The 15,050-nt window shown below is 37.1% G+C and carries 8 protein-coding genes and 1 pseudogene; 1 reads left to right on the top strand and 8 read right to left on the bottom strand.

The annotated features are described in order from the left end of the window. Nucleotides 1-144 precede the first annotated feature (144 nt). Entirely contained in the window at nt 145-825 is a 681-nt protein-coding gene (locus tag G525_RS0110685) for a hypothetical protein (protein WP_027126169.1), read from the bottom strand. Nucleotides 826-1,465: 640 nt separating this feature from the next. On the opposite strand from G525_RS0110685, the pseudogene G525_RS22890 reads away from it, so the two are divergent. After that, nucleotides 1,466-1,759, top strand: a pseudogene (locus G525_RS22890) (transposase); the annotation flags it as partial. A 158-nt stretch (nt 1,760-1,917) separates the two neighbouring features. Here the strand turns inward: G525_RS22890 and G525_RS0110680 are convergent. The 7 genes from G525_RS0110680 to G525_RS0110645 form a co-directional block, all read right to left on the bottom strand. Next, complete coding sequence (locus G525_RS0110680) at nt 1,918-3,411, bottom strand: alpha-L-fucosidase (protein ID WP_027126168.1); 1,494 nt, start codon at nt 3,409-3,411, stop codon at nt 1,918-1,920. 308 nt (nt 3,412-3,719) lie between these two features. Next, nucleotides 3,720-4,178: a hypothetical protein gene (locus G525_RS21730; protein WP_027126167.1), complete on the bottom strand. Its 459-nt coding sequence runs from the start codon at nt 4,176-4,178 to the stop codon at nt 3,720-3,722. Between the two features lie 367 nt (nt 4,179-4,545). Then, on the bottom strand, nt 4,546-6,258 hold the full coding sequence (locus G525_RS20725) for a beta-N-acetylhexosaminidase (RefSeq protein WP_035479487.1): 1,713 nt from the start codon (nt 6,256-6,258) through the stop codon (nt 4,546-4,548). 26 nt (nt 6,259-6,284) lie between these two features. Then, a complete protein-coding gene (locus tag G525_RS0110660) occupies nt 6,285-8,366 on the bottom strand; it encodes an alpha-L-fucosidase (protein ID WP_245577773.1) in 2,082 nt (693 codons plus the stop codon). A 181-nt stretch (nt 8,367-8,547) separates the two neighbouring features. Then, nucleotides 8,548-10,038, bottom strand: a complete 1,491-nt coding sequence (locus G525_RS0110655; RefSeq protein WP_157491921.1) for a hypothetical protein — start codon at nt 10,036-10,038, stop codon at nt 8,548-8,550. Between the two features lie 84 nt (nt 10,039-10,122). Then, a complete protein-coding gene (locus G525_RS0110650; protein ID WP_027126164.1) occupies nt 10,123-11,730 on the bottom strand; it encodes a RagB/SusD family nutrient uptake outer membrane protein in 1,608 nt (535 codons plus the stop codon). A 39-nt stretch (nt 11,731-11,769) separates the two neighbouring features. After that, the gene (locus G525_RS0110645) at nt 11,770-14,781 is read right to left on the bottom strand and encodes a SusC/RagA family TonB-linked outer membrane protein (protein WP_027126163.1); all 3,012 of its coding nucleotides are present in this window, start codon (nt 14,779-14,781) and stop codon (nt 11,770-11,772) included. Between the last annotated feature and the right edge of the window lie 269 nt (nt 14,782-15,050).

Raw genomic sequence — 15,050 nt, 5'->3', positions numbered from 1 at the left:
AGAATTAATAATGAGTAAAAGGCCCTTTACTTTGATTGTACAGGGCAAACATATGACGATAGATGCAGTAAAAACAATAGGGAAATAACGATTGCTTTAAGATTGCCCTAAGTTTTCTTTATAAAAAGTGGAGTTGTGTAAATGTTAAGTAATACCTAAGGCTTTTGAGACGTCCTTTCGCACGTCATCATAAGTACCATCATGGGTAGCAGCGCACCATTTGGAGTAACTTGAAGGCAGTGTACCTGAGTTGATTTCGGAATTTTGAAAGGTAAAACGTTCGGAGATAAGCATATTTAATGCCTCCTTGGGTTTCGTATCCATCCTAAAGATGCCACCACGAACAATGAGATCCAAAAAAGTAAATAAAAACCGAATGTTTCCGGTCTGTTTGTTCTTAGGGGTTTCCCTGATGACAATCTTTTGCTCAGCAGGTAAACCATTTATCAACCGAAGAAGGTTTTCTACATCCTTACTGTCAAAACCAAAAAAGACGGTATCGATTCTGGACGGGGACAACAGCAAGAAAGAAAAACCCTGAACATTATTCTTAAATAGTTCCTCGGACTTGAACCAAGTAATCACAAGCAATAAGGACAAACAGAATAATAGCGAAACGAAAATGTAGCTTGCTACAATTTGTGCTATCGAGTAATTGATACTTGAAATTAAAAAATAACAGGTCAGCGGCAGGATGCCGAAAATGCAGATTACCAAGAAAGAAAGTTTGTTGGTAGTTAAAGTGCCATGCTTTAACCATAATAGTTTCAGTTCCCTTCTACTTTGATACAACCAAGTGGCAAATATCTCCCCTAATCGTTCCATACTTTAAAGATAAGAATAAATGAAAACAAAAGAAGACAAATTGTTGTACAGATGTTGTACAGGTGTAAAAAACAAAAGCCACTCAATTTCTTGAATGGCTTGTGTTTACTGGTGTGGTCTCACCTGGGTTGGGTTACAACTCCTTAATCATTTTAAATCAAGTTTTTAAACTGTTCTTTCTAAATTAGCATCAGTAAACAGTATTTAAATTACGGTTATGTCACGTTTACCTCTCTCTTCGCTGAAAAGTGCGAAATTCTGTTGGTTTCTATACATTCAAGCTTATTGGATCGATGGAAGACTATAAGCTTTTCTAAAGCAAACACTTAGAAGATGATAGTTCAAAATATACCATCTTTTGGGTACTCATCAGTTTTTTGATTATATTTCTCCTCTTTTTAGTTTCTTTTTTTGTTATTAACATCTAATTATTTATGAATGGACTATTGTTGTTATTTACCTGAGTTGGACGTAAGAAAAGTAATTTTTTAGTATAGAAAAAGCATAATTCTTAATACATTAAACACAAAAAATCCAGCGCATTATATAACTTTTCGCTTAAGATCTCTAAAAATAAAATTACTGATATTTTTTGTTTCAAAGATGATTTTATCTATTGTTTGACCCTACATTATAGAAGAAGCAACTTACAGCCCTGTTGTTCGACCAGAGACAGCGCATGGTAACCGATATCACGTATAACATGAAAATATATTGATGACCATAAGGGATAAAATTTTGTTCAGAAAATACTCGGTTATAGAAAACATTAATTACCAATTAAAGAAAATAGGCCAAGTTGAACATTCCAGAAATAAAAGTTTTGGCAACTTTATTATAAATTTAGTCGCAAGTCTAATTGCTTATTCGTTTCAAGAAAAAACTTAGTATTAAGGTTGAATCCGAAAACACAACGCAATTAGCTTTTTTTTGATAAATCCTTATATCGTACTGAGTTATAATTAATTTTTAGACCGGGCATAACCATGTGATGTATTACCAATGTTTGATCTTGTGAATTTGAAATAAAGTTTATTACGTCCAGAAGCTGATCATGGTATACTAAAATTTCATAGGTATAAGTATCTTCTCCTAATATTTCGAAATTTTAAATGCATAGGCAAACTCCTCTTCAGGTTTAAAATTATTCGGATCATAATCTGGTAATTCCACCACAATATCATTCCCTTCCTGATTCCATTTTAAATTTTGGTCTGTTGCTAATAAAGTTATTCTGGCGTTGTCTTTTGGTTGAAAATCTTTGATTCTCATTTCTTTACCCGGCCATTTGGGAACTATTGCGAAATAAGAATATTCGTTTTGCGTAAAAAAGAATTCCTTAACTGCTTGGCCTAGGTGGGGATTCAAGGTTTGTTTTAAAATAAAGTCACCCCCCAGGTAATGAACATCAGCCTTAACCTTCTTCTCACCTTTAGACCATTGGAAAGACTCTTTCCACGGCCTGGTACCATAAATAGCTTCATCATTCACCTTTAACCATTTCCCCATTTGCAAGAGGCGCTCCTGCATTATGGGTGGTATATTTCCTCGGGCATCCGGACCGACATCCAGCAAGAGGTTCCCGCCCGTAGACACCACATTTACCAACATGAGTATTAAAGCTTGTGGTGAATTATAATCTCCACTATCTTCGTTTTGGTTATAGCCAAACGAAAATCCCATCCCACGGGTTTCTTCCCAAGGACGATCAAATTCCGGTGCCTCAGCTTCGTATTCTGTGGTAAAATAACCGCCGTGGTTCTTTCGGGTCTCTTTGCCCCACCGATCATTGATCACAATCGATTTTTTTACTTCAGATTCGTTAAAAAGCCACGCTAAAAACTGTTTTGACTTCCAATCATCCGAGGTTATATCCCACTCGCCATCGCCCCATAAAACATCGGGTTTATAGGTTTTCACAAGATCCTTAATCTGTGGTAAAAAATGTTCGTTTACAAAGCGTTCTTTATCATTTTGCCACCACGGATGATACCATTCATACAATGAATAATAATAGCCCATTTTTAAACCAGCTGATTTTACCGATTCTGATAATTCGCCTAATAGATCTTTTCTTGCCCCCACTTCTTTACTGTTCCAAGGAAATCCACGATCATTGGCTTCTTCGCTTGGCCACAGCGCAAAGCCATCGTGATGTTTAGACGTCAATATCACATAACGTGCCCCCGATTCTTTAAACAAGGACGCCCACTGGTCCGGTTCAAATAAATCAGCTTTAAACTCTTTCCCGAAATCGTAGTAACTATAATCTTCCCCATAGGTTTCATTGTGGAAATCAACAATTTCTTTCCCTGTAAAATCACCATTTCCAAAGAGCGTTTCATCCTGCAACCAATATTGATACCATTCTGAATAAGTACCTTTTGGAGACCACGCAGGTACCGAATATGGACCCCAATGAATAAAAATCCCAAATTTTGCATCATGAAACCAATCAGGCACTGGCCGGGAATCCAACGACTCCCAAGTTGGTTTATAATTTTCCTGTGCTTGCAATGACCCTATACACAAGAACAAACTGCCCATTAGGCATACAAACAATTTTCTTCTAACTTTTTTAATCATAATATATATATTAAAAATTTACATGAGACGTCTGAATAACCTCGTCGTATTACACGCTGAGAATCATTTTACAGAATCTATTGGTTCTCTTAGATCCCCTGTTTCGTTCTTCTGAATTTGATCTTCTGGAGAAACATAATAAAATGTGCTTCTTTTTTTCTACAAGAAAAATAAGAACAAAGCTACTAACAAAGCAGAATAAGCTTTGTTTTAAATTAAGCATATTAAAAATTTTCATTTCATAAAGAAGTTTTGGTTCTGAGAAAAAGAGACACTTAATAAATAGCGAAATTCGTTAAAATCGGATCCTAAACCGATTTCGTTATCTTAACTTTTAAAGGACTTACCTTCCAATTTTCAAATTGGCCAATATGCTTAGGGTCAATGGAAGTATCTTCATAAAGATTAATCCATTTCTCATTAACTTTACCTTGAATTTTAAATTCTCTTACCCGTTCGCCTTTGATAATATCTTCTTGAAGGACATCTTGATTTACTTTTTGCGGATTTTCTAATTCTAAATTTACTACTTTGCCCTCTCCTGAAATTTGGGCTATAGGATAACCATATTGACGATAGATTTCTTCACCAAATTCCATCATCCGTTTTGCATCGGGTCCAGGCACCAAACCCTGAATATCCAGGGTAATTCTCAAAATAAAAGTAGAATTATGTCCTACACTATTTTTATACATTTCCATCAAGTTTTCCAATGGAATAATATGATTCATCATCATCTGGCTCCCATAACCATATGTGACGACCATTATAACCGTGTAAAGGCGTATCCCTCACGGCTGGCACATAGATTTCTCGTTAAGTAAAACCATGTTTTATCAGCTTAAAACCTTCCTTTTCACCGGCATTATCAACACCAAGAGGGATGGTTAAAAACAACCCCAAGATGGGCATGGAACCGTTCCCAATTCACTGCCACCCCAACGAGTATCCTTTTGTTTTAAAAATATTATACTTCGTAATAGGTTCAAATCGATTTTTTAAGGAAAGAGCATCAGGATAATCCCGAGCTCTTTCTCATATGGCAATAAAGCCACTTTTTATCTTTTTCGATGATCCAAAATCGGCCTGGACATATACAAAACTGAAAAGGAAAATATTAAAAAACATCTTCCATTATTGTACATTTTCGAGAGAATCGATTTTTATTTTAAAAACATGTTTGGCATAATTCAATCCCATTGTTTCATAGCGTTCTTTTAAACTATTTAAACGTACTCGAAAATCCGCCCAATCCCTGTTTTCAATGGGAGCCCAAACAACTTCAGATAAGGCGGTCATTCGCGGTAAAATCATATATTCCACCTGGTCTGATGTTTTCATATATTCTGTCCATACATTAGCTTGCGCGCCAAGAATATAGTTACGGGCCTCTCCAGTCAATTCATCGGGGTAGGGCTCATAGGCATACACATCAGCAACGGTTGTCTTTCCTCCAATGGCCAAGGGTTCGCTCATGTTGTCCGCTGTCTGATAATGATCAAAATAGCAAGAATGACCTGGGGTCATAATTACATCATGGTTTTGTTTGGCCGCAGCAATGCCACCTTCTTCACCTCTCCAAGACATCACTGTTGCGTTGGGCGCCAACCCTCCTTCCAAAATTTCATCCCATCCAATTATTTTTTTGCCATTTGCATTTAAAAATCTTTCGATTCGGTGAATAAAATAACTTTGCAGCTCATGCTCATCGACCAATCCATTGTCTTTCATTCTTTTTTGACAAGGAGAGCATCTTTCCCAATTGGATTTTGGACATTCATCACCACCAATATGAATATATTCAGAAGGAAACAATGGAATAACTTCAGCAAAAACATCCTCCAAAAACTGAAAAGTTTCTTCATTTCCTGCACAAAACACATCATCAAATACGCCCCACGTTTCTTGCACTATCTTGGGTGTTCCGCTGCGTTGAACCTCTTTTCCAGCCTTGGATCCCATATTATCGAATACAATAGTTGGTTCATCAGGAAAACAACTTAAGTGAGGGTAAGCCGCTATAGCAGCACTTCCATGACCTGGCAATTCAATTTCTGGAATGACATTAATGTGCCTTTCCGTAGCATATTTTACAATATCCTTTACTTCTTCTTGCGTGTAAAAACCACCATATTCAGTTTCGTCATTTCCGGTTCCAGGATGGTGACCTATGAGGGTACCATATCTTTTTGATCCGACCTCAGTGAGCTTGGGGTATTTTTTAATTTCAATTCTCCATCCTTGATCTTCAGTTAAGTGCCAATGAAACGTATTCATTTTGTGTAACGCCAATAAATCAATATACTTTTTAATAAATTCTACAGGAAAAAAATGTCTTGCGACATCCAAATGCATTCCTCGATAGACAAAACGAGGATGATCTTTAATATGCACTGCTGGAATACTGACGGTGGTGATTTGTTTAGATTCTGACTCAATGGACGCCGGCATTAATTGCCGTAAGGTTTGAATGCCATAGAATACACCAGTGGCGTTTTTTCCTGAAATGATAATCGCATCATACGTTACAGAGAGTTCATAACCTTCTTTATTTTCAATAGCATCATCTAACTTTAATTGGATGTTTCCAGTCGTATCCGTATTAAAATCAATAGACTTACCCGTAATATGACTCAGCATATCAGCAAGATATTGACCTTCATTTTCTAAGTCTGTGCCCCTAGATATGCTGGTGTTCGAATCTATTACGAATTGTCCATCTTGCATTTTTAAAGAGACGGGTTTTGGAATAATATGATACTGACTAGTGGTATTTTGATGGGTTTTGTTTGGATTGTGACAGGTAAAAAGTAATAGGCACACTATTAACGATATTGAAAACTTCATGATTTTTTTAATTTAGTTAATTTAATTTATTCTGTAATAACGCCAATCTCCGCTATACGTACCTGATTTTGTGCACCAATTACTTTATCTGCGATTAATCTAATGTATTTAAGTGACACCGGTTTGTCAAATTTTATGGTTTGCTGTACAGGATTTGCGGCAATGTTTGAAAATTCTCCTTTGGCTATTTTTTTCCAATTTTCACCATCAGTACTACCATAAAAGCTATAGTGGCTGATCAATCCTGAAACCCACCGCCCTTGAGTGGGCGTATATGTAAATCCATTTATTGTGATGATTTCACCTAAATCAATTTTATAATCAACTAATTCCTGTTTATTTGTTTCCCAGTCGCTCAGCGGATTTTCATCAATAGCTGTTTCTGGTAATGGCACACCATTCTGGGTTGTTATTTTCCAAAGATTTTTACTGATATCAAAATGCTTGGTAATAACTTCACTCTGACGTTGCGTTTCTGGATCAATTGAAAAAGTTTTTAGAACGACAGGATTTGTACTCATTAGCGGCTGGTAATATTTAGATGACCCCGTTGTTGGACCATTTCCATCTAAGGTATAATACATATCCAATCCTTCTGCCGGAGCTATTAAACTCACCCTGCCCTGTTTGTCTCTTATTACATACGGAACATCGACGATTAACGGCGCATGGTAAACCTCAATGTTGGAAATAAGCGGATTTGCTTTGGCATCTTCAATATTTAATCTGATCCTTGTGGCCATGATGTCATCAAACCTTAGAATGCGCTTGTAACCAATGGTGGTTTGATGATCAATTGTTTGCCAACGGCCATCAATCTCAGCCTCCAAAGAGAATTGTTTTACGCGTTGTCCTAAGGGGATATACTCTTGCACCAAAAACCGATTAACGAGGGTTGGTGTTTCAAAGTCAAGAGTGATGGACGCTGCTATTACGCCATCATCGGTAGCCCAATAAGTATTTTTATCTCCATCAACAGCCCTTCCAGATTGATAAGTTGAAGCATTTCCGCGCACTTGCGATGCAGATGTTTTAGTATTTAATGCTAAGTTATTTGCAAAGTCTTGCTTCAACTGCGCCGTTAACTTTTTCAATTGCTTTTCGTCATTTTCATGAACCAGACCTCTTCGATCTACTGGTAGGTTAAGTAGTAAGGTGCTATTTCGGCCAATTGATTTATAATAAATATTCAACAATTCTTCAAGAGTTTTGACTTTGTTGTCTTCAGAGGCGTGATAATACCAACCCGGACGAATGGAAACATCCGACTCTGCAGGCACCCAATGGGTACCGTTTTCTTGTCCCATTGAATATTTTTCATTGTAGTCCAACATTCCCCCATAAACTGAATCTTTCAACAATGGCGACCATGTGGTTTTATATGAATATCCGTGTTCATTACCTACCCAGCGAACATCTGGACCTGCATCACTGAAAAGAATAGCATTAGGTTGAAGTTTCCGGATAAGTGCGATAGTGTTGTCCCAATCGTAATAACTTTTCTTATCTACGGTACGGACTTCTTTTGCGCCTCCATAATAGCCATCGCCGCCATTGGCACCATCAAACCAGACCTCAAAAATATCGCCGTAATTGGTAAGTACTTCCGTGAGCTGATTTCTAAAATAATCAATATATTTTGGCTTTCCATAGTCGGCATGGTTTCTATCCCACGGCGATAAATAAATGCCCATTTTGAGTCCGTATTCTCTACAGGCCTCCGCTAATTCCTTTACGACATCCCCTTTTCCATTTTTCCAGGGAGAATTCTTTACGGAATATTCTGTGTATTTTGAAGGCCATAGACAGAACCCGTCATGGTGTTTATTGGTTAAGATCAACCCTTTCATACCTGCTTCCTTGGCTATTCTTGCCCATTGACGCGCATCCAATTCAGACGGATTAAAAAGTTCTGGAGATGAATCGCCATAGCTCCATTCCTCATCTGTAAAAGTATTGATACTAAAATGGATAAAGCCGTAAAACTCCATTTCTTGCCATTCCATCTGCTGGGTCGTAGGGATCGGTAAAACTGGCTCTGGTGGAGCAACAGTCGTTGATGGCGTTTGAAGACCACAGGCATAAAAGCTCATGACTAATATGAACATTAGGTAAAACTTTAATTTTGTCATAGTTGAATTTGATTAATCTTTTCAGTCATTGAAAACAAAACAGACCAAAAGTTTTAGAATTATCGAAAAAAAGGAACTGGTATTGACCTTTCTAATTCAGCCAATATATGCTCATTATCATAAAATTAATATTTGGAATAAAAAATAATGACCATCACTATTTGAGTACAAAAAAAGCATAGTCGCCACCATCGATTTCCACTTCATAATATACTCGATCGTCTGCAGGCTCTCCATTTAAAAGATGTTCAGACCCATCACTTTTTTTAATTATATAGAGCGTTTTATCTGTCGTAACATCTTTTTTAAGTGAAAATCTTACTATCTGGGATAATTCTGAAGCGTGTTCGTTATCATTACTGGTTAATGCGTTAGTTATCATAAGGTAGTTTGCGTCCGGAGAATCAAAGAATTGAGGATCACCGTTTTTGTGACTAGGTATTATTTCAAAGCTTCCAATATACAGATCGCCAGACTTTCCAATATAGTCATCCTTATTACATGTATTTTCCAAGCTTTCCAAAAACTGGCCATTGTTAGGTTGCCATGCATAAACATTTTCTGGTCTGCCATTTGATAAATCTGCACTACCGCTTTTAAACGTTACATTTTTGGTTTGCAATCTTACCAAATGATCACCTATTGCAGAGGTCTCTTTATTGGCCTTAGCAGTCCACTCCATATATTTAGTATGTTGTCCAGGCATTCCATTTTCCAAAAGCATTGCCCAGCTGGTAGGCTCAGTATTGCCATTAACGTCATTGCCTTGCAACCATCGAAACCAGTTCAACCATTTTCCACCAAAAGTCCAAGTCATAGAATAGTATAGCCGTAGCTCTGACTCTGAGATATCATAATTGCCATTCTGTTTATACCCTTGTGTGTATTGTCCAAATGCAAGGGGCTCGCGCCCTGTTCCATCATGTCCTTCTAATGCCAAGCCTCTGTATAACATGAGATCTTCGGCCATGGCCTTCGCACCCCTATAGTAATCAATTTGGTCCCCTATAGGTAAAAAGTAGTATGCATCATAGGTTAACAAATCAGGCTTGGCAGTTTTAATATAGCCTCTCATTTGATCAATGCTCCATTGGCCTCCATATCCCGTTTGATTATTATGCAAAATTACATCCGGATAATGCTTACGTGCCACACCAAACCAATCTCGAGTCCATTTTACCAGATTGGGAGTGTAATCCTCCTCATCACCAAAACACACACTCGTCAATCTTGGTAAGGCTTTTAATTGATCTTCCACAAGAAACCCATTCTCCCAATCGACACCGGAAGGTCCAGAGGTCAAGTGCTTTCCATAGGGCGCTTTAGCCATCGACCATTGCGTATTTGGAAAATCCTTTAAAACAAAGCTTTTATTAAATAAGACTGGTGCTGTAAAAAACGTAGCTCCCTTAAATCCGCTCGTCTTCCAATCGTTAGTATTAATTTTGTAATATGCTGCATCAACCCTTTCCACATCCAATTCTTCACTACCTACCCAACAGTGTAATTGTAGCCCATGCTTAATAAAGAGACGATTTGAGTTATAAGGTTCCGGGGCTATTACTTCGTGTTTCTCAACGACATCTTCTTTGTCGTCTTTTTCTTTCGAACATCCAAAACTTAACAAAAAACAAAAAAAGTAAATCATAATTATTCTTAAATTCATAATAAAATCTCGAGTCATATTATAAATATTCATCTTCTTTATTAACCACATTGATAAGTCGATGAATTACCATCCCGCATTTTGTTCCATATTTTCATTGGCGTCTAACTCACGTTGTGGAATTGGGAGGTAATCATTTTTAGGAGAAGAATACACCCTTGTTTCAATTACAACAGGCTTTTTATTTATAGGGTCATAAGCACCTTCTAATACCCCTGGCATTTGTTCTTTCGCAATTCCCCATCTCCTTAAATCAAAATAACGCTGTCCTTCAAATGCCAATTCCACGCGACGTTCACGTCTTAGTAATTCTCTTACTTTTTCTTGAGAATTATAAACTGTCTCATCTACATTGGGCATACCCGCACGATTTCTAATTTTATTGAGGTAAAATATGACATCAGGGTTGTTATAATCACCACTTTCAATCAAAGATTCAACGTAAATCAAGAGTATCTCTGCATATCTAATAATCATATAATCCAAACTGCCACTGTAAGGTTTATTCACATCTTCTGGGTCAATAAACTTAGTTAATGCAAATCCGGTCTTAGAAGCACCACTTACAGAAATAGCGTCATCACTATTAGAGTCAAAAGGCGTGAGAACATGTCCGGTGAAACTCTTTCCAGGTAACCATATAGTAGCGTCAAGCCTTGGATCTCTTTTCATAAAATCGGGATTTTTAATAAACTCCTCCCTGTCTGAACCATACTCGTCAATTGTTTTTCCTTCTAATGTTTCATAAGCATTCACGATGGATGCCGTTGGATTTGAGGCACCTTGCCCTCCCATTGATTTTGGCATGGATCTAAACCAAGATTCTGTAAATCCATTTCTGGTGTACATGATGCGCTCATTATTAATTTTTCCAATATATCTAAATAGATCTCTGTAGTGCAATTGCTCTGGATCTGAGGTATGAAAAAGACTAAATTGCTGCATTTCTATAATCTTCAATGATGACTCTCGAGCCACCTCATAGCGCTTTGCTTGTAAAGCGACTATAGCCTTTAAAGAATATGCTACCGCTTTTGACATTCTCCAACTTTTATCTTCATTATATTTATTAGGCAAGGCTTGTATACTGATGGCCTTATCCAATTCCGCTAATATAAAATCAACGCTTTCTTCCTTAGTGGCTCTCGCCATAAAGATTTCGTCAGGATTTAAAGAATGATCAACAATCGGGATGCCCTCATTACCTCCAAAATAAAAGAAAAGCTGCAGGTGATAATAAGCTCTTAAAATATGAGCCTCACCAATCATTCTTTGTCTTTCACCTTCATCCGTAAAATACGGTTTATCGATATTTTCAATAAACCTGCTGCATCTTCTTATGTATTGATAATAGGCACGCCACATATCCTCAGGGAAATTAAGCAAAGGATTGTTTGTGCCCGTCCCGATTGTTTTAGCATCTCCTAAATAGTTTCCTGAATGATACATGTTATCAGTCATTCCTTCCAGTGCGACATTGGAAACGTATGGTTCTGTATAATGATACCCCCCATGAGGAAGTCCTCCATAACAACTATTGAGAGCATTAACCGCATCATTAGTTGTTTTCCAAAAATCCTGATCGGTTATTCCCGTTGGGTGATCCCGCGTTAAAAAATCATCTGAGCAACCAGTACATAAAATTATTAGTAATATATAGCCTATTTGTTTCATCTTATTTATGTTTTTCTTTATATCCAAATTAATATCCATTTAAAACTTTGCATTAATACCAAGTGTCAGCACTTTGATCAATGGATAAGTGCTACTGCCACCTAAATTTTCAGGATCAGTGACTTTTTGAGAAGTGAAGGTGAAAGGATTTTGAGCGTTAACATAAATCCTGCCTGATTTAATCCCAACCGGACTCAAAAGACCTTCTTTAAATGTATAGCCCAACTGTATATATTTGACTCGTAAATAAGAAGCATCAAAATTCCAATAGTCGGATGGCTGTAAATTGTTCCCTGGTTCTGGGGTTGGTCGAGGATAGTAAGCATTAGGATTACTAGGAGTCCAATAATCAGAATGAAACTTTTGTGGTGTACTTCCTGAATCACCATTCAAATTTAAAGGAATTGCATGTGCTCCAGAATAAGCAGCATTTACCCCTTGAACCCCTTGAAGTAATAGCTCGAAATCCCAATTTTTATATCCAGCTGAAAAATTCGTGAAATAATTAAAGTCTGGTTGTCCATCACCGGTGATAACTCTATCATTGTTATCAAAATTACCGTCGCCATTAACATCAATAAACTTGATATCTCCAGGTTTCTGATCTCCCCACAACGTTACACCTTCTTTTGGAATGAGTTCTCCAGTGGCGTTAGTCGTAAAATCTGATTCTTGCAACAAACCATCTGTTAAAAATCTATAGTTTGAACCTAAGGCGTAACCCACCTTATGAATTGATGAACCGTTAATATAAGGACCACCAGGCAATTTCTCAACAACATTTTTATTTCGCGATATACCACCATGCACTGCAAAATATGCATCTTCAAAATTCCTACTGTAGTTAACGCTTAATTCAAAACCGCGGTTTCTTACCTCTCCGGCATTAATTTTCGCAGAGGTCGTACCGCCTATAAGTGATGTTGGTGGAGACAAAATTATGTCTTTGGTTAACTTATCATAGACATCAAAATTTAAAGTAAAATCATCAAATATTGCCAGATCAAAGCCGTAGTTGAGCATATTAACAGTTTCCCAAGTAATATTGGGATTTCCAAAAACAGTTTCCACGCCGTTCCCTGCGGATACGAGGTTTTGATATTGATACAATCCAATGTTTTCATTCCCTAATTGTCCGTAAGAAACACGTAATTTCAAGTTATCCAACCAAGAATATTCATTTAGAAATGATTCCTCGTGCATATTCCATCCGAGACCAAAAGAAGGAAAATATCCATTTTTATTATCTTGTCCAAATCTGGAAGAACCATCAGCCCTAAAAGTAACTTCTGCTAAATATTTATTATTATAAGTATAATTAGCCTTTCCAAAATAAGAACGCATTGCCCACTGGTCCCAATTGCCTGCATTGGTAAGCTCTTGATTGTATCCGCCTAATAGGAATAAACGGTGTTTATCATTAACATAAGTGTAATCCACATTGGCACCAAGAAAATAATAGCTGGACCTTCCGGTTGAGGATGACCGTACATTGTCCCAAGTATAGTTGAGAACCCCGGTTTCATATTCAAAAAAGTTATAAGCATCTCTTGACTGCTTCATTGCGTCGCTATTTATTCTATAGCTATATTGCCCGTTAAGGTTCAAATTTGGTAAAATTTCCCATTTTGGCTGAAGATTAATGCTCATATTATCATCTAGCCTCTGCGTAAAACCACCTCTTTCCAACATAGCCTTGGGATTTCTCATTTCAAAGAAAATCCCGTAAAAATCGATTCCATCCTTACTAGGATATTTTGGAACTAGATTTGGAGGAGCTCTATAAATATAGTTTAATACATAGTCGGTTTCTCCATCTCGGATATTGGTTTCCATTTGATCTTTACGGATGGCATTAAAATCCATGTTTACAGTTACATTGTCTGTAAGAGTTATGGTCGTATTGGCACGTATATTAACCCGTTCAAATCCGACATTTTCAATGAATCCTTCTTGATCAAGATAGTTAACTGTAAGTGCAAATCGAGCAATATTATTCCCCCCCTGAACACCTACCGAATGACTGGTCATCAAAGGATTCTTTATCCAAGTTTCATCTAACCAGTTGGTATTAGGATAGTTAAATATATCAGATTTATTACGGGTAATGTCAATGGTTTCTTGATTATATATCCCATTTCCCCCATTATTTATATAGGCAGTATTGACCATTTCCATATAGTCTCCACCATCCATAAAATCAGGGAGGTAGGTTGCATTTTGTATCCCTACATAAGCATTATAACTTACGCTAACCTGGCCAGTTTTTCCACGTTGAGTCTTGATTATAATAACACCATTAGCCGCCCTTGCGCCGTAAATTGCCGCGGCCGAAGCATCCTTTAATACGGTAACACTTTCAATGGTATTGGGATCCAAATCATTCATATCCATGGGAATGCCATCTACCAAAACCAAGGGATCAGAATGGCCCAAGGTTGAAATACCTCTAATTTTTATAGATGCAGCATCGCCCCCGGGCAAACCTGTACTTTGAGTGACCGTTAATCCAGTTACACCACCCTGCAATGCTTGAGACATAGAGGTAATAGGTTTATTGGCCACATTTTTGGCTACATCCAAAGTGGAGATAGAACTGATCATATTCATCTTACGTTCTTCCCCGTAACCGGTAATTACTAATTCATCTAATTTTGCAATATCTTCTTTTAAAGAGATTATCAAATCTGGATAAGCTTTCTCAACTTTAAACTCTTGGGAACTATATCCAACAGAAGAAAATCGAAGAATATCGCCTCTTTCCACCTCAATGGTAAAGTAACCATTGTCATCCGTGATCACTCCTTTGTTTGTGTTTTTTACGGCAACAGTAACAAAAGCTATTGCCATAGGCGGTTCATTAGAATCATAAACCCTCCCTTGTACTTTCAACAACTGCTGACCTATTTTAGTGGAACTGTCAAAAACCGTTTCAGTGACATTTAAATTACCTAACGCAAAATTAACGCTTGATAAGACAACCGTCAACATTATGAGATTACGTAACCCTTTTATATTGGAAGTGGTTCTCTTCCGTAATTGTAATTTCATACATTTAAGTGTTTAATGGTTAATTTTTTGTAATTGTTAAACTCTATTCTCAATCAAAGCAAAACTTCATTTAGACGCCTTACAAATTTATACATGAAACACTGAAACCAATCACAATAGTTGACTGACTCAAGGGTGAAATTATACCAGAATAGGACAAAATTTGACTTTTAACACCCATTATCGTCCGTTTTAATCTTTAACATGAATTTATTGATATATTCAAAAATAAACCAAATGATAAATTCCGGTTATAATTTATAGGGCTA

This window comes from Gelidibacter mesophilus DSM 14095 (assembly GCF_000423005.1).
Taxonomy (GTDB): domain Bacteria; phylum Bacteroidota; class Bacteroidia; order Flavobacteriales; family Flavobacteriaceae; genus Gelidibacter; species Gelidibacter mesophilus.
Note: the sequence above shows the minus strand (reverse complement) of the source record. Positions and strands in the feature narration are given on the sequence as shown.